This window comes from Salinimicrobium sediminis, from assembly GCF_900215295.1.
In the GTDB taxonomy this organism is placed as follows: Bacteria; Bacteroidota; Bacteroidia; order Flavobacteriales; family Flavobacteriaceae; genus Salinimicrobium; species Salinimicrobium sediminis.
The window spans coordinates 615,021-632,213 of the sequence record NZ_OCMF01000002.1; the positions used below are offsets into that span (position 1 = coordinate 615,021).

The window sequence follows — 17,193 nt, forward strand, 5'->3', positions numbered from 1 at the left end:
AGTAGGGAGTGATTTATTTAATTAAAACTCCAAATTCCAGGCACCAAATTCCAATTCCCATAATCTTTCTGCCTCCATTTTACTGATCATTGAACACCGAACACTGACAACTCAAACTACTGGTTTTCACCCATTGCCTCTTTAGCTGCAGCTCACTATATTTAGCTTCACAATTTTACCCTACCCTATTCATTAGGAATTCAATTCCTATAGCCCCTCCATGTTGTTTCGGAAAGATCCCACCGGTTCCGGGAATTTAAGTTTTGAAATATTAACCATTCTATATTAATCAAAACCAATAAATTATGAAGAAGACAAAACTTCTAACCGGATTTCTCATGGCTATTGCCCTTATTTTTACCTCGTGTAGCAAAGAAGAGGATGCAGCAATCAAGGACGATGAAAAAGCCTATTTATCTTTTCAAACTCAAATAAACGATCTCATTCCAAAAAATCATAGCAAACAGGCGGATTTAGACATTCCCGAATGTACTGTTGGCACACCTGCGTTTGTTGAGATCATACTTTCTAATGGAGACGTTTATGTAGCCGGTTCAGAAAGCAATCCTTTAAGGTTGGATCTTAACCCCAATGCTCCAGACACCAATGGTGACGGCGCTCCGGATTACTTTACTGAAGAATCTGCTACTCTGGAATTGAACCCTGGCATCTATACCCTGCAATATTTTACAGTTCTTGATGCAGATGCAAATGTTTTGTGGATAGCACCCATGGATGACAACAGCCCTGGCGGAATCGATGACATGGTGGAGCAGTCGCTGCCAATGGACATCAATTTAGGTGCAGGTGTAAAAAAATATCAAAATGTAGAAGTGGTTTGTTTTGACGACCGTATTGTGAATCAATATGGTTATCTCTTCTATGACCTTAACGGAATTCAACTCATAGAATTCTGCATATTTGGAAACTACTGCGATGAAACCGGTCGCCATGCAGAGTACGTGTCGTTTAGTGTAGATGTTTGGAAGTACAGCCATAATCCACTTGATCCCAAAGGAGAAATGCTTTATGATGATGAGGAAAATGCAATTGTCGTAACCGATTATGAAGATTATGCAGAGACAGCAGCAGTTCCGTTATGTATTACCTTGCCCGACGGCCCTGGTTTGGATGAATATTATCTCGAAATCACTTTACTATACCCTGGCGAAGAAGGAACTCTCATTAGAAGCGGGTTGATCTCTGATGCAGATGTAACAGCTCTTTTCAATGGAGAAGATGAAGTGGAATACTATCATTTTAGAGAAGGAAACTGTAATCTGGATGATTCTCCCGTTCTTTTAGATGTGCCTGAAGAAGGTCTTTAATGTACTAGAATTGATTTTGAAGATTTAGATTCCCTGCCCCCTTTTAATTCTGAATCTTATTCAGCCTATGACGTAAGTATCTTGGCGGGCCCCGGATATCCGGAAAATGCGATGAAAATTTTGCCAGGTAACTGTAGCGAAAATGTCTTGCATAGTTTAAATTATCCCTATGCATCTGTATTATTCAATTTTTCAACCCCTGTGAAGACGGTATCTCTGGTTTCCGGGGATTATGGTGAAGATCAGGATACTATTTCTGTAACAGCCTACAGCGGTGAAAATGGTTCAGGTGAAATTATCACTTCACAAACGTTAGTCCTGGAGGAAGATGCCAGCGGATGTTTGGAATTTAATTTAGAAGCAGAAGGTATTCGCTCAGTCATTGTTTTCGGTGAGTCCTCTATTGAAGGCCATAACAATACGATCTTTACAGATAATCTTTCTTTCTGTAGATAAAATCATTAACAAACCGTCTCAAAAAAGGAGACGGTTTGTTATATATTCTATTTAATCACCTCGCACTGCCCCACTAATCACTGATTACTAATTCTTGTCTTCCAGCAACGGAACAAACCTAAAATTTCCTAACTCGGTTTTTTCAAATTCGGTTTCAGATTTTCTTTCGAAGAGGGTCATCACCTGCAGGTCCTTCCCTACCGGGATGACCATGCGGCCACCCACTTTTAACTGACTCAGCAATGGCTTCGGGACAAAAGGAGCGCCGGCGGTAACGATGATCCTGTCAAAAGGAGCATAATCGGGCAGGCCTTTATAACCGTCTCCAAAAGCCAGATAACGCGGCCTGTAACCAATTTTTGAAAGGAATAACTTTGTTTTTTTAAACAACTCCTGCTGTCTTTCAATGCTGTACACCTTTGCACCAAGCTCACAGAGCACAGCGGTTTGATACCCACTCCCGGTACCTATTTCGAGAACAGAATCTCCCTTTTTCACCTGTAAAACTTCCGTTTGAAAAGCAACAGTATAAGGCTGGGAAATAGTTTGATCTGCAGCGATAGGAAAAGCCTTGTCCTGGTAAGCATGATCCTCAAAACTGCTGTCCATGAACAAATGCCTGGGGATCTTTTTTATAGCCTCCAGCACCTTCTCATCTTTTATGCCCTTACTTTCAACAACCTTAGCAAGTTGTTGTCTTTTGCCCTGATGTTTTAGCGTATCCTTTCGCACCTTTTCCCGTTTGAGGGCCAAAATTACATAAAGATTAACTTAGGTTAAAGAAAAAATGGAAGTCCGGCAGCTTATTAGCTCTAAAATGGCATTGGCTTTAGAGGGAGAAATATTATTTTTGTTGAAAACCTGAAAATTATGCTCAAAGCCGGCGTCCTGGGTGCAGGACACTTAGGAAAAATTCACCTTAGGTTACTCAAGGAGTCTGAAAAATACGAACTGGTAGGATTTTACGATATTGAAGAAGCCGGTGGCCGAAAGCTGGAAGGGGAATTAGGCTATAAATATTTTAACGATCTTGATGCCCTCATCGCCGCAGTTGATGTGGTAGATGTGGTCACTCCCACCCTTTCTCACTTTGAAGTGGGAAAGAAAACTATACTCGCAGGAAAACATCTGTTTATTGAAAAGCCCATTACCAACACGGTGGAAGAAGCCGAAGAGTTGGTAGCCCTGGCGAAACAAAATAACGTGAAGGGACAGGTAGGACATGTGGAGCGATTTAATCCAGCCTTCACTGCAGTTGCCGAAAAGATCGAAAACCCGATGTTTATCGAAGCTCACCGCCTGGCCGAATTCAATCCCCGCGGAACTGATGTTCCTGTAGTCCTTGACCTGATGATCCATGATATTGATGCTATTCTAAGCGTGGTAAAATCTGAAGTTAAAGAGATTAGTGCAAGCGGAGTTTCGGTCATCAGTGAAACGCCCGATATCGCCAACGCCCGCATCAAATTTGAAAATGGATGTGTGGCCAATCTTACCGCCAGCAGAATCTCTCTCAAGAATATGCGGAAGGCGCGCTTCTTTCAGAAAGACGCCTATATTTCAGTAGATTTTCTGGAGAAGAAATGCGAGGTGGTAAAGATGAAAGATGCTCCTGAAGTTCCGGGAGATTTTGACATGATCCTTCAAAATGCAGAAGGTCTCAAGAAACAGATCTATTTTGATAATCCTCAGGTGAATCCAAATAATGCCATTTTAGATGAGCTAAATTCCTTTGCCGATGCTATTGAAAATGATACCACTCCTATTGTGAGTCTGGAGCATGGCACCAGGGCTTTAAAAGTGGCTAAACAAATTATAAACTCATTTTAACGAACTACATTTATGAAAAATATTGCAGTGATTGGCGCAGGAACTATGGGTAACGGAATTGCCCATACTTTTGCCCAGTTTGGTTATAAAACTAATCTTATTGACATTTCACAAAAAAGCCTTGAAAAAGGAATGAACACTATCTCGGGCAACCTCGACAGGATGGTTGCAAAAGAAAAGATCTCTGAAGAAGATAAAACAAACACCCTCAACAATATTACCACTCATACACATCTTGCCGAAGGCGTCAAAGATGTGGACCTGGTAGTGGAAGCAGCTACAGAAAATGTGGATCTAAAACTGAAGATCTTTCAGCAACTGGATGAATTTTGTTCGGCAGAGACTGTGCTTGCCACTAACACCTCCTCTATTTCCATCACCAGGATAGCTTCTGTGGTCTCTAATCCTGAGAGGGTCATAGGAATGCATTTTATGAATCCGGTACCGGTAATGAAGCTGGTAGAGATCATTCGCGGGTATAACACCAGCGATGAAGTGACTTCAGCAATTATGGACCTCTCAAAAAAGCTCAGAAAAGAGCCTGTTGAAGTAAATGATTATCCCGGATTTGTTGCTAACAGGATCCTTATGCCAATGATCAACGAATCTATCGAAACGCTTTACAATGGCGTGGCCGGAGTGCAGGAGATCGATACAGTTATGAAATTGGGAATGGCGCATCCTATGGGGCCGCTTCAGCTTGCCGACTTTATTGGTCTTGACGTATGTCTTTCGATCCTGGAAGTGATGTACAGTGGCTTTAAAAATCCTAAATATGCTCCCTGTCCCTTGTTAGTGAATATGGTACAGGCAGGAAAACTTGGTGCCAAGTCGGGTGAAGGTTTTTATGACTATTCCGAAAGCAGAAAGGCCGAAAAGGTTTCCAAACAATTCGCCTCTTAAAAATGCATTTTTTCAAATCAATTAATTAGCAGCATTTGGCACATATAATTCCCTTTAAGGCGGTACGGCCGTCACGGGACAAGGTGGGTCTTGTCGCTTCCCGTCCTTATCAGGAATATTCGGTGGAAGAGGTAAGATTTCAGCTGGAGCACAATCCCTTTTCTTTTTTACATATCATCAATCCGGGATATAAATTTCAGAAGGAAATTTCAGGTAGTGAACGCTTTCAGCTGGTAAAGAACCGGTACCTGGAGTTCAAAGAAGAAGAAGTCTTTATTCAGGATGAAAAACCGGCTTATTATATCTATAAAACTATTTCCAGAAAGCAGGTGTACTGTGGAATTATTGCTGCCACCAGTGTTGATGACTACGAAAACAATATCATACGGAAACACGAGGATACTATCTCCCATCGCGAACAATTGTTTAAGGATTATCTCCATACGGTTGGCTTCAATACGGAGCCTGTGCTGCTCACCTACCCCGATAGCGAGGTGATCAATAAGATCACTGCGGAAGTAATGCAGGAGCGCCCGGAATATGAGTTCTCCTCCCTCAACAGGGATATCCACTATTTATGGGTGGTTGACGATCCCATTAGAACTGAACTTATTAAAACTGAATTTGAGCGAATTCCTGCAGTTTACATCGCCGATGGTCACCATCGCAGCGCATCGTCATGGTTGCTGGCGAGGGAGTCACGGGAAAATAATCCCAACCATACCGGTAAGGAGCCTTACAATTTCTTTTTAAGCTATATGATCGCTGAAAGCAATCTAAAGCTTTACGAATTTAACCGACTCGTGCGCGATTTAAACGGACTGGGGAAAAAGGAATTTTTGATGCAGCTTGATGAGTGGTTCAGGATAGAGAACAGGGGGACAGAATTTTATAAACCTTCCAAAAAACATCATTTTTCGATGTATTTGGATGGAAATTATTATTCTCTCTACCTGCGAAAAACCAATTACGAATTTACAGATTCTTTGAGCACTTTGGATCCCTATATCCTTTTCATAAAGGTTTTAAAACCCCTCTTAGGCATTGAAGATCTTAAAAATGACCGCAGAATATCTTATCTTCCGGGGAGAAATGACACTTTTGAGGTGAAAAAGCTGGTGGATGAAGGTGAATTTGCTGTTGGCTTTGGAATGCTTCCCCTCACTTTCGAAGAGATCAAGCTTATTGCAGATGCAGGTCTCACCATGCCTCCCAAAAGTACTTGCATTGAACCTAAGCTGAGAAGCGGCCTTACCGTGTATGAATTCTGAAACAATTGTTTATGAATATCGCTGAAAATCTAAAACGAATTAAAGCTGAAATTCCGGAAGAAGTAACCCTGGTAGCCATTTCCAAAACGAAGCCCGAAAAGGACATTTTAGCCGCCTATGAAGCCGGGCAACGTATTTTTGGAGAGAACAAGATCCAGGAAATGACCGAAAAATGGGAGAAACTTCCCAAAGATATCGAGTGGCATATGGTGGGCCATGTCCAAAGGAACAAGGTGAAATATATGGCAGAATTCGTGGAACTTATTCATGCCGTCGATTCTCTAAAGTTGCTAAAGGAGATAGAAAAACAGGCAGCAAAATATGACCGTACGATCAACTGTCTTTTGCAGATCAAAATAGCCGAAGAAGACACCAAATATGGAATAAATGTTGATGAAGTAGAAAGTATCCTTCAGTCGGAGGCCTACCGCAAAATGACTCATGTTAAAGTAGTTGGCTTGATGGGTATGGCGACCTTCACAGAAAATGAAGAGCAAATAAAAGAGGAATTCAGCTTTTTAAGTACTACTTTTGAAGATTTGAAATCCAGGTATAATTCCTTTACAATTTTATCGATGGGAATGAGTGGTGATTATAAAATTGCCATTGACTGCGGGAGTACCATGATAAGAGTGGGAAGTTCCATTTTTGGAGAAAGAAATTACCAATAACAGGAGAGAAGTATTTGTACGCAATTTTAGACATAGAAACTACCGGCGGGAAGTATAATGAAGAGGGGATCACAGAGATTGCAGTCTATAAATTTGACGGCCATAAAGTTGTAGACCAATTCATAAGTTTAATTAATCCCGAAATTCCCATTCAACCTTTCGTTGTTGGCCTCACGGGCATTAATAATGAAATGCTTCGCAGTGCGCCAAAATTCTATGAGGTGGCAAAAAGAATTGTGGAGATCACAGAGGGGGCTATTCTTGTAGCTCACAACGCCAAATTTGATTACAGGATCCTGCGAACCGAATTCAACAGATTGGGGTTTGATTTTGAGCGGCAAAGTTTATGTACCGTAGAGCTTTCTCAGAAACTAATTCCGGGCCTTCCCTCCTACAGTTTGGGAAAATTGGTGAGATCTCTTGGAATTCCCCTAAGCGACAGACATAGGGCTACAGGGGATGCGCAGGCCACCGTGAAGCTTTTTAAAATGTTGCTCGCCAAAGATTCTGAAAAGGAAATTCTTAAAGCCTCTGTACGCAACGCTCCAAAATTGAGAATGGACACTAAACTGGTGCAGCTTTTGGAGGAATTACCCTCAATTACCGGGGTTTACTATTTGCATAATGCAGACGGGGATATTATCTACATTGGAAAAAGCAAGAATATCAAAAAAAGGGTCAATCAACATTTTACCAGCGAGAACAGGAAATCTTTAGAGATCCAGAAGGAAGTAGCTTCTGTAAGTTTTGAGGCTACCGGTAATGAGCTCAATGCGCTGCTTAAGGAGAATGAGGAGGTCAAACGCAATAAGCCCAAATACAATAAATCTCTTAAAACTTCTGTTTTCTCACATGCACTTTATCAGGCTAAAAATAAAGATGGGTATATCCACCTAAGCATTGGAAAACTTGATGGTCGCAAAAAATATGTTACCGCATTTGTCAATCTCCAACAGGCAAAAGCTACTCTGGAGAATATTATTAAGGACTACAATTTATGTCAAAAATATACCGGGAACAGTACAGCTTCCGGAAGTTGTTTCAACTACAGCATCAAAGAATGTAAAGGCGCCTGTGTAGGAGAGGAAAATCCTTTAGAATACAATGAGCGGGTACATCAAATGCTGGAAAAATACAACTATGAAAACCAGAACATGCTGGTCATTGGGAGAGGAAGAGAACTTGATGAAAAAAGTGCCCTTCTTGTGGAAGAAGGACAATTTAAAGGTATTGGTTATTTCAACCTTAATTATCAGCTCAACAACATGGAGATCATAAAGTCTATCATTACACCAATGAAAAGTGACCGGGATGCCCAGAATATCATTCAAAACTACTTAAGGAAGAATAACCGGCTAAAGATCATTCCTCTAAACGTACCGGCAGAATAGCCAAAACTTCTCATGTAGATTTAAAAGGTATATCCACTGAAAAATTATATTTTTACTTAGAAATTGATCCTCTTTGGCTGAATCTACTACCTCATTCTGGAAAAGAAAACTTCATGAGATCATTTATGAAGCCGATACTCCTGCAGGAAAAGCATTTGACGTTGTTCTGTTAATAGTAATCGTCGTAAGCATCGTAATTGTGATGCTTGAAAGTGTAAAATCAATTTATGCAGTTTATGCAGACCTTTTTTATACTATTGAATGGATCATTACAGTTATTTTTTCCATTGAATATATTCTAAGGATCATCACCATAAAAAATCCCCGGAAGTATATCTTCAGTTTTTACGGGATCATAGATTTCGTCTCAACCATCCCCACCTATCTCACTTTGTTCTTTGGCGGTTATAATGTTTTACTGGCGGTAAGAGCTCTAAGATTATTACGGGTATTCAGGATCCTTAAGATTACGCGGTATCTTGGAGAAGCAGATAAACTTGTCGTTGCATTAAAACATAGCCGTCCAAAGATCCTGGTTTTTCTCTTTGCTGTTTTTATTATCACCATCATTGCAGGCACTGTAATGTATCTCGTAGAGGGAGAAGCAGGAGGTTTTGATAACATTCCTTTGAGTATTTACTGGTGTATAGTCACACTTACCACTGTTGGGTTTGGTGATATTGCACCAATTACCCCGCTCGGGAGGTTCATTGCATCATTTATAATGATCACCGGGTATGGAATCATTGCAGTCCCTACAGGAATAGTAAGTGCCGAATATTCGAGGGCGGGAGAAAAAAAGGTTCACGTCAATACACAGGTGTGCCCCCATTGCAATGAAGATAAGCACCTGGATCAAGCCGAGTATTGTCACAACTGCGGAAATCCCTTGAATGAATAAAAAATTCCTCATTGTAGTTGTTGGGCCAACAGCAATAGGGAAAACCTCCCTTGGCATAGACCTGGCAAAATCACTTGATACGGAAATCATTTCTGCCGATTCCAGGCAATTCTACAAAGAGATGAAAATTGGGACCGCTGTTCCTTCGGAAGCTGAATTAAAAGAGGCAAAACATCATTTCATTCAGCACATTTCAATTGAAGACCAGTATTCTGTAGGCGACTTTGAAAGGGATGCCTTGCACACGCTGAAAGAAATATTCAACCGAAAGGATGCTGCAGTGATGGTTGGCGGCAGCGGACTATATGTCGACGCCGTGGTAAATGGCCTGGATGATTTCCCTGAAGTTGACCCCAAAATAAGGGCTGCTTTAAATGAAAAACTGAATACTTCAGGAATTGAGAGCCTGCAGGAGGAGTTGAAAAACCTTGATCCTGAATATTATTCCGAAGTAGATAAACAAAATCCACATCGGCTTATTCGGGCACTGGAAATCTGTATAGGCACAGGAAAACCTTTCTCCTCCTTCAGAAAAAAAGATTCTGAAAACCGCTTTTTTGAGCCGGTATATATTGGGCTAACTGCGGAAAGACCTTTGGTATACGATCGTATTAACCAAAGGGTAGACCTCATGATGCAGGAAGGTTTATTAGAAGAAGCAAAGATACTATTCCCTAAGCGAGAACTAAATGCACTTAACACAGTAGGGTATAAAGAGCTGTTTCAATACTTAAAGGGAGAATGGGACCTGGAAACGGCAGTTTCTGAGATTAAAAAAAACACCCGAAGGTTTGCAAAGCGCCAGTTTACCTGGTTCAGAAAAAATGAGCAGATCCCCTGGTTCAATACCCGTACTTCGCCTGAGGAAATCATAGCTTTTGCTAAAGATCACGTCTCTAATTCCTGATAATTGCCCTTTTTAAATATTCTTTGCCGTTGGTATAGATAAGAATTGTGTAAACCCCCGACTGGTATTCCTGAAGGTCCAGTTTCCTGTCAAAAATGCTATTTTGATCATAGACTTTCTCAAACAGGTATCTCCCCCTCATATCGAATACTTCAACCCGATGGATCTCCAGTCCGGGAGAAGTTTGGAATCTCACAATTCCCAGGCTGGGATTGGGATACATAATAATGTAATCACCGTTTGAGGGATCTACAGGTTCCCCGCAAATTTGTAAAGGATCTTCGACCACCACTTTTATTTCGCAAGCCCCGCTTTCTGTAGGTGTAGTATATTCCAATGTAACTGTATTTTCTCCTATATCAAGGCAGGTAAAAGTGTCTTTGCTCACAGTGAACTGCGTTGTTCCTGTGCCCCCGGTAAAAAGTTCCCGGGGATTTAAAATTGCTTTTCCGTTTTCCTTTATTTGAATTACGTGAAGATCCACACATTCAATTGCCTGCGGTTCCTCTCCCTCAAATGGCAGCACATTGACAGTGGTGGTACAGGTACTTGTATTTCCGGAGCCATCAGTAACAGAAAAAGTAATTTCAGACTTGCCTAAGTCGGCAGTGGTGAAATTAGTACGGCTAAGGGCGCTATCGGCTACACTGCAGTTATCTGAATATTCCAGATCAAGATCTTCAATCGATAAGCTGGCAGTTCCTGAGGCATTAAGCCGCACATCGATCTCTTCCAGACATTCGATTACAGGTGCCATATCATCAACAACCGTTACCTTAATTTCACAAGTCCCTGTGTATTCTCCCCAGTAAGTGACTGTGATAAATTGAGTGCCTATATCTTCGCAGGAAAAGGTTTCTTTGCTTATAGTATAGTCTTCATTCTCGTCGTCTCCTGTATAATTAAGCTCAAGAAAAAAGTCTCCGGTTTGAGATAGCGGTAATGTTAGTTCATCAACGCAACTTATCCCCGGGTTCTCCTCGTCATAGGCTTCAACAGTAACAGTAGTTATACAGGTGCTGGTGTTACCGGCAGCATCTGTAACAGTTAAAATCACTTCCTGCTCCCCTACGTCATCAAGATCAAAATTTTCCTTGCTAAGGGACATCTGGAAGCCGCAGTTATCTGAAGACCCTCTGTCAAAGATCTCGGGAGTAATTTTCCCCACTCCGGCTTCATTGAGGTGTAGAGTGAATTCCTCTACACAGACAATTTCAGGGGCAATAATGTCTTTAACGGTCACTAAAGCTGTGCAGGTGGTATTGGTGCCGTTAGCATATTTTACGGTAAGATTTACCTCAACCGGCTCCCCAAGGTCATCACAAGTAAAGCTGTTGCGGTTAACAATCATATCCTCGATCGAGCCTGCGTCAGGGTCACCTTCAAATACTTCTGCAGGATCTAATGTTGCACTTCCGGAAGCATCCAGATAAATTATAGCCGGTTTGCACGATCCGGGACTGGTAGAAGCGGCAATAACTTCAATGGTTGTGGTACACGAATTAGTATTTCCGGAACTATCTTCGGCATTAATGGTGACTGTCTTTGTCCCCGCGGAAGTGAATGTTTCCTGTGAAAGCCAATAATCAAGAACCCCACAATTGTCATCCAGATCGGCCAGCAGGTCGTTTACATCAATAGTTACCGAACCATTGATAAGAGTAAATTCTTTTCCCGGGGCGATGCAAAACACATCTGGATCAATTCTATCTTTTACCACGATCTCTGTAGAACAATCCTGGCTGGTTCCATCTTTAAAATGTACTGTAAGGACTACCGGTTGTGGTCCCAGATCCTCACAGGTGAAATAGTCTTTGTCTACAGAAAAACTTTCAATTAAAGGATCATTGGCATCTCCCTTATATAGTTCCCTGGGATCAAGCGTATTGTCACCAGATTGTGTTAAATAGAGATCTGTGGGTTTACATTCTACAGTGCCCGGATTGGATTCTTTAAAGTTTACTTTAAAGGAGCAGTCATCGGTTTTACCATTTTCGTCTGTCACCGTGAGAGTTACTTCAGTATCAGAATTTATTATAGTACCGGGCGGAGGATCCTGGGTATAGGTAAGAGCTCCACAAGCTCCATCGCTATTAGCCAAACGCGTATAATCTTCTAATATGTAAGTGCCATCCCCATTCGCATCCACGGTGAGATCGTTCAGACAATAAAGAAGGACTTCCGAAAAGTTGGTAAGTTGTACGTTAAAGAAACAGCTTACAGATTCTCCATCCAGAGTAGCTGTTAATGTCACTTCAGTATCTTCAGAAATTATTGTACCCGGAGCAGGCTGCTGAATAACTTTACTGTAAGGTACAGACGTTTGTACTTCAGAAGTATAATCCAGAAGTTCAAATTCACATTTTCCGTTTAAGTCTTCTATACGGGAAGAAGGACAAGAAGTTATTTCAAAATCTTGTGAGGCATTAAGAATCAGGGAGAAATAACAGAAAGAGGTATTATTGCTAGAATCTTCTGCGATAAAATCAATTTGGCGGCTCCCAAAGATCACTGTACCGGGAGCTGGCACCTGGGTAATTGTAAAATTACAATTATCCGTAACCGAAAATTCCTTAGAATAATCAGGCACCACAAACCCTTGCTCTGGATCAAAAGTGTGAACTATAGGTTCTCGCGGACATTCAATTTGAGGAACCAAAACATCTGTCACTTTTACTTGAGTAGTACATTCTGAGGTAGAACCATCATCATAAGTAACTTTTACTTTTACGGGCTGAAGCCCCAGATTCTCACAGGTGAAATTTGAAGGTTCCACCACTAAACTTTTAATGGCAGGATCATTGGGATTACCATCGATCACATTAGCAGCGTCAAGAACTGCAGTTCCATCGGCCCCCAGGGGTAATTCTGTCAAGTGACAACTTATTCCATTTGACGTTTTGTCAAAAATTATTGAGAAAGAGCAAACTTCAGATATATTCCCGGAAGCATCTTTTACTGTAAGGGAAACCGTAGTATTTTCATCGACCACTGATCCCGGTTTAGGAATTTGAATTATAGTAGGATCGGCATCACAATTATCAGAATAAGTGATCCTATCAGAGTAATCAGGTATCGTAAAATCTGTACCGGAAGTCAGGTTTAGATTAACAGGGGAGGAATTGCAACTTTCAATCAGGGGAACTTTTCTATCCAGAAGTACAACCTCAAAATTACACTCTCCAATAAAAGTATCATTTGCATTTTCTCCATGATAAACCTTAATATTCACTTTCAGGATGTACCCCACCCTTTCTTCTTTTTGTTCAATGAAAATCCCGTCGACAAAGTTCTGTTGATTTGTAATGAGAAAACTAAAATCCCTTTCCGGATAATCACAATTTTCATCCAGATCAAGAGTTGCCGGAGGAATGTCGCAGTCAAAAGAAGGATCTTCTTCTTCAGCAATTACTAATTGAAAGGTGCAGGCTGCCGATTCATTCCCTGCTCCATCAATTGCTACTATATTTACAGTAGTGTTTTCTGTGATAACAGTCGTTGAAGGCGGAGTTTGCCTAAAGGTTAAACTACCCTCACAATTATCTGAAGCTGTAAATTCATATATATTAAAATAATTTGGAATAGTAAATCCACTCTCAACCTTAATTACTGCTTCTTCAGAACAACTTTCAACTATAGGCGCTGTTTCGTCCCAAAGAATTTCAAATTTATTTGATGCTGTGGCAGGAGCCTGCTGGCAATCTTTATTTTGTCCCACGCCGGCAGGAACTGTTATAGTCACCGGAGTACATTCTACTGCTATAGAAAGATCGGCTGTAAAGGTATCCGGAAGTCTGTTGTACAATTTAAGGTCGAAGAGAAAATTGACGGGTAAAACCACTTTTGGGGGTATGCCTGGGATTACAATGGTTTTACCATCGGTCTTAGCATCTCCATTGTTTACAGCAAGATAACCACACGGTTTAAAGGATAGATCTATTGGAATGTTAATTCCATTTTTAATAGTCCGAGGGGGCTCATTAATAGAATTTGTTCTAAAAACCTGAATTCTAAAATTCTCCAAATTAGTAGCTAGATTGAGAATATCTGCTGTAGTTATATTTTCAAATTCTAAAAAAACATTGAGGTTAACCCCAGCAAAATCCGCAACGTATAAAAACCCATAGTTATCTACTATTAAACTTCCAGGATTATTAAGATTAGCGGTATTTCCATCAATTGTAGCTTTATAAGTTCCGTCAGAATTATAAATTTGAATTCTATTATTACCACTATCCGATACATAAACAATATTCTTATTATCCACTGCTAAACGGATAGGATCATTCATTTGATCAAATCCTGGTCCTCCTCCATGATTTATTTCCCCAACCTGTACCCCAGATGGATCAAAAATAACAATGCGGTCATTGCCAGTATCGGCTACATAAATTAAATTTTGAAAGTTAATTGCCAAACCAGTAGGAGAAGAAACTTTTTGATCTCCAATATTGCCAATAGTAGATCCTCCGGTTTTGTTAAATATTAAAATTTTGTCACTTCCGGAATCAGCAATATAAACCTTTTCATCGTCCCCAATAGCTATGTCACGAGCCTCGTTTAATGCTTCAGATTTAATTATAGGATTTCCGGTAACAGGTGTACCATTTGGATTATACTTGAAGACTCCATTTTTTAAAGTCAAAGCATAAGAATAACCTTCCGCATCAATATCTATGGCAATTACTGCGTCCTTTGAAGGTTCAAAATTAGTGTTATCCGGTATGACAACATCAAAATTAATATTAAAGTCCCGCAACCGGGAATTAGCTAAGAGAGAATAATTTGGCAATCCCGCCTGAAAATTCATTATGTCACCTCCTTTTACGTCGACGTCAATTCGTTCAAATCCATTGATCGGTTGGTCAAATTTAATAGTAAGAGGTACAGGGTTCTGCTGAGTTGGACTAGTTGCAGTACTGGTTATCTTTACCCCATTCTGGGCAAAAACACTTGCAGAAAAGAGAAGAATAATAAATGTTAGCTGTCTCACCCCACAACCAAAAAAATGCCGTAAAAGTACGGCAGTAGAATTATTTTTTTGGATAGCACAGACTCTCCTCATTTAGTGCAGGTTACACGGCAAATATAAGTAAGTATAACGAAGAGCCCGAAAAAGTATTGTTAACATACAAATACCAGCACTTACCACAGAATACCTGCGGTAGGTGCCGGATTGGAGAAACTGAAAATTTGTATGTTTAGCTTTGCGCTTCTTCTTTGTTTCTTATCACTAATCTAAATCCTTCTCCATGAATGTTCAGGATCTCCACGTTCTCGTCCTTTTTAAGGTACTTACGCAACTTGGCGATATAAACATCCATACTTCGGGATGTGAAATAATTATCATCTCTCCAGATCTTGGTTAGCGCAAGTTCCCTTGGCATAAGATCGTTTTCATGAAGCGCTAATAATCTCAGCAATTCATTTTCTTTAGGAGATAATTTTGACGGCTCCTCATCTCTAAAGGTAAGGAATCGAAGTTTTGAGTTGAGGTGGAAATCTCCTATCTGGAACTCAAATTGCTTGCTGTCGGCAACGCTATCTGTAGCTTTACGCTGCATGATGGCCTTGATCTTCATAAGCAATACTTCACTGTCAAAAGGTTTATTCAGGTAATCATCTGCCCCTACTTTATATCCTTTCAAGACATCTTCTTTCATCGCTTTTGCGGTAAGGAAGATGATAGGGATTTCTTCATTCTTTTCCCTTATCTCTTTAGCAAGGGTGAATCCATCTTTATAAGGCATCATAACATCCAGAATACAAAGATCAAAATCATCTTTTTTAAACTTTTCGAATCCTTCCATTCCGTTTTTGGCATGAGTAACCTCATAGTCATTCATTGCCAGGTAATCCTTGAGTACCGTTCCAAAGTTCGGATCGTCTTCGACTAGTAAAATCTTCTTATTTTCAGTTTCCATAAATTAAGATATTAGTGGTAGTTTAATTATAAATGTACTTCCTTTTCCTTTCTCACTCTCCACAGAAATTTGTCCGTGGTGGTCATCGAGGATTCGCTTTGCATAGGCAAGTCCAAGGCCATGGCCTTTGACGTTGTGAATATCTCCTGTATGCTCGCGATAAAATTTTTCAAATATTTTTTTCTGAACAGGTTTGCTCATTCCGCTTCCCTGATCTCTGATTTTCATCACAATATAATTCTTGACATTCTCTGTATAAATATCAATTTTCGGCTTTTCCGGTGAATACTTAACGGCATTATCCAGAATATTTACGATCACGTTTGTAAAATGGGTACTATTCGCCAAAATCGAAGATCTTAATGCTCCAAAATGGGTCTGAATATAGCCTTCTCTGTCTTCTACGATCAATTCCACGTGTGCCATAGCCTCTTCAATGATCTCATGAAGGTCAAGGCGTTCCTTTTTAAGATCCAGCTCATTCTTTTCCAGCCTAGAGATACGTAGAACATTCTCTACCTGTGCATGCATTCTTTTATTCTCATCCCTGATCAATTGATGATAATAAGCCACTTTTTCAGGTTGGTTCTGTACTTTCGGATTTTTTATCGCGTCAAGGGCCAGATTAATAGTAGCTATTGGTGTCTTGAATTCGTGAGTCATATTATTGATAAAATCAGTCTTGATCTCTGAGATCTGTCGTTGCCGGATCAACTGACTCAGTGCACTCGAGTAAGCAATTACGATGATGAGCGTAAAAATAATAGACAAGGCAGCCATTAAAGTAATGGAGGATAAAACAACCTGCTTTTTCTCTGTAAAATTCACGAATAACTGATAGTTATTCATGTCATTTCCCGACGAAAACAACGGCACCCTATAGGTAGTCTTGGCATTCAGCTCAAAATTGTCTGACCGCACCTTGGTAGCCAGTCCATTTCCATAGACCCCATATTCGAAAGAAGTATGCATCCCACGGTTTGCCAGCTCCTTTTGTATCAACTCTTCAAGGAGCGGTTGGGACATCCTTTCATGAATAGGTTTTCTACTGGTGTACTCATTCACGGTAGAACGTATGAACTCCTTCTCCACATCTTTCATTCGAAAGATACGGTTGATCCTGCCCGATGTGGCTAAAGAATTATTGTTCAGGCTGTCGTTCTTCACCAGGGTGGATACTTTTTTATTTATTAGCTTTTGAAATTGAAGCGTGTCTATAGATGCATCCAGAAAAGCTGTGGAGAGTTCATAATCCTCCTCCAACACCCCGTGTGCATAAACATAGAGACTATCTGCAATGTCCTCTTCCTGTCCATCGAAGATCTCGCTCATCATAGCACTGTCGGGTTCTGCACCCAAACTGTCTACCAATTCCTGCATTGCGAAGTAGTAAGTCTCTAATTCATTATTCTCAATCTCTGCAGCTACTCTTCGCAGTATCTGTTTAGCATTAAAAGAAAACTGTTCTTCCTTGCTCTCTACTGTATTTTTGATCCAAAATCCCTGAACAAATATAATTCCTATTAAAGAGAGGCTCATGAGAACCACCAAAAGAAAAAATATCTTTTTGTTCATATCCTCAAAAGTATGATTTTAACATTTAGCCAAATA

General features: G+C 40.4%; 13 protein-coding genes. 9 read left to right on the forward strand and 4 right to left on the reverse strand.

Features of this window, described 5'->3' with window-relative positions:
• Window positions 1–305: 305 nt before the first annotated feature.
• Entirely contained in the window at window positions 306–1,328 is a 1,023-nt protein-coding gene (locus tag CRO16_RS10535; RefSeq protein ID WP_097056334.1) for a hypothetical protein, read from the forward strand.
• Window positions 1,329–1,439: 111 nt separating this feature from the next.
• A complete protein-coding gene (locus tag CRO16_RS10540) occupies window positions 1,440–1,784 on the forward strand; it encodes a hypothetical protein (protein ID WP_143544512.1) in 345 nt (114 codons plus the stop codon).
• Window positions 1,785–1,871: 87 nt separating this feature from the next.
• On the opposite strand, the gene CRO16_RS10545 is transcribed toward CRO16_RS10540, so the two are convergent.
• Window positions 1,872–2,516 (reverse strand): protein-L-isoaspartate(D-aspartate) O-methyltransferase, encoded by a 645-nt coding sequence (locus tag CRO16_RS10545; RefSeq protein WP_097056462.1) that lies wholly within the window; start codon window positions 2,514–2,516, stop codon window positions 1,872–1,874.
• A gap of 138 nt (window positions 2,517–2,654) precedes the next feature.
• On the opposite strand from CRO16_RS10545, the gene CRO16_RS10550 reads away from it, so the two are divergent.
• From CRO16_RS10550 to miaA, 7 genes are all read left to right on the forward strand, one after another.
• On the forward strand, window positions 2,655–3,614 hold the full coding sequence (locus CRO16_RS10550) for a Gfo/Idh/MocA family protein (protein WP_097056336.1): 960 nt from the start codon (window positions 2,655–2,657) through the stop codon (window positions 3,612–3,614).
• 12 nt (window positions 3,615–3,626) lie between these two features.
• Window positions 3,627–4,517, forward strand: coding sequence for a 3-hydroxyacyl-CoA dehydrogenase family protein (locus CRO16_RS10555; protein ID WP_097056337.1), 891 nt, complete (start codon window positions 3,627–3,629; stop codon window positions 4,515–4,517).
• A 35-nt stretch (window positions 4,518–4,552) separates the two neighbouring features.
• Window positions 4,553–5,788: a DUF1015 domain-containing protein gene (locus CRO16_RS10560; protein WP_097056338.1), complete on the forward strand. Its 1,236-nt coding sequence runs from the start codon at window positions 4,553–4,555 to the stop codon at window positions 5,786–5,788.
• 11 nt (window positions 5,789–5,799) lie between these two features.
• On the forward strand, window positions 5,800–6,459 hold the full coding sequence (locus CRO16_RS10565) for a YggS family pyridoxal phosphate-dependent enzyme (RefSeq protein WP_097056339.1): 660 nt from the start codon (window positions 5,800–5,802) through the stop codon (window positions 6,457–6,459).
• A gap of 14 nt (window positions 6,460–6,473) precedes the next feature.
• The gene (locus tag CRO16_RS10570; protein ID WP_097056340.1) at window positions 6,474–7,850 is read left to right on the forward strand and encodes an exonuclease domain-containing protein; all 1,377 of its coding nucleotides are present in this window, start codon (window positions 6,474–6,476) and stop codon (window positions 7,848–7,850) included.
• 73 nt (window positions 7,851–7,923) lie between these two features.
• Window positions 7,924–8,751 carry an ion transporter gene (locus CRO16_RS10575; RefSeq protein ID WP_097056341.1) on the forward strand — a complete coding sequence of 276 codons (828 nt, stop codon included), beginning with the start codon at window positions 7,924–7,926 and terminating at the stop codon, window positions 8,749–8,751.
• Window positions 8,744–9,658, forward strand: coding sequence for a tRNA (adenosine(37)-N6)-dimethylallyltransferase MiaA (gene miaA / locus CRO16_RS10580; RefSeq protein ID WP_097056342.1), 915 nt, complete (start codon window positions 8,744–8,746; stop codon window positions 9,656–9,658). Before CRO16_RS10575 ends, miaA begins: the two co-directional genes overlap by 8 nt.
• Here the strand turns inward: miaA and CRO16_RS10585 are convergent.
• The 3 genes from CRO16_RS10585 to CRO16_RS10595 form a co-directional block, all read right to left on the reverse strand.
• Window positions 9,648–14,723, reverse strand: coding sequence for a T9SS type A sorting domain-containing protein (locus CRO16_RS10585; protein ID WP_097056343.1), 5,076 nt, complete (start codon window positions 14,721–14,723; stop codon window positions 9,648–9,650). The two genes, miaA and CRO16_RS10585, sit on opposite strands and share 11 nt — an antisense overlap.
• Window positions 14,724–14,859: 136 nt before the next feature.
• Window positions 14,860–15,582 carry a response regulator transcription factor gene (locus CRO16_RS10590; RefSeq protein ID WP_029037458.1) on the reverse strand — a complete coding sequence of 241 codons (723 nt, stop codon included), beginning with the start codon at window positions 15,580–15,582 and terminating at the stop codon, window positions 14,860–14,862.
• Window positions 15,583–15,585: 3 nt separating this feature from the next.
• Window positions 15,586–17,157, reverse strand: a complete 1,572-nt coding sequence (locus tag CRO16_RS10595) for a sensor histidine kinase (protein ID WP_097056344.1) — start codon at window positions 17,155–17,157, stop codon at window positions 15,586–15,588.
• Between the last annotated feature and the right edge of the window lie 36 nt (window positions 17,158–17,193).

What these genes read in the sequence shown, in the direction of transcription:
- CRO16_RS10535 (WP_097056334.1), top strand. Translation starts at nt 306, where the DNA reads ATGAAGAAGACAAAACTTCTAACCGGATTTCTCATGGCTATTGCCCTT.
- CRO16_RS10550 (WP_097056336.1), top strand. Translation starts at nt 2,655, where the DNA reads ATGCTCAAAGCCGGCGTCCTGGGTGCAGGACACTTAGGAAAAATTCAC.
- CRO16_RS10590 (WP_029037458.1), bottom strand. Translation starts at nt 15,582, where the DNA reads ATGGAAACTGAAAATAAGAAGATTTTACTAGTCGAAGACGATCCGAAC.
- CRO16_RS10555 (WP_097056337.1), top strand. Translation starts at nt 3,627, where the DNA reads ATGAAAAATATTGCAGTGATTGGCGCAGGAACTATGGGTAACGGAATT.
- miaA (WP_097056342.1), top strand. Translation starts at nt 8,744, where the DNA reads ATGAATAAAAAATTCCTCATTGTAGTTGTTGGGCCAACAGCAATAGGG.
- CRO16_RS10565 (WP_097056339.1), top strand. Translation starts at nt 5,800, where the DNA reads ATGAATATCGCTGAAAATCTAAAACGAATTAAAGCTGAAATTCCGGAA.
- CRO16_RS10595 (WP_097056344.1), bottom strand. Translation starts at nt 17,157, where the DNA reads ATGAACAAAAAGATATTTTTTCTTTTGGTGGTTCTCATGAGCCTCTCT.
- CRO16_RS10540 (WP_143544512.1), top strand. Translation starts at nt 1,440, where the DNA reads ATGAAAATTTTGCCAGGTAACTGTAGCGAAAATGTCTTGCATAGTTTA.
- CRO16_RS10585 (WP_097056343.1), bottom strand. Translation starts at nt 14,723, where the DNA reads ATGAGGAGAGTCTGTGCTATCCAAAAAAATAATTCTACTGCCGTACTT.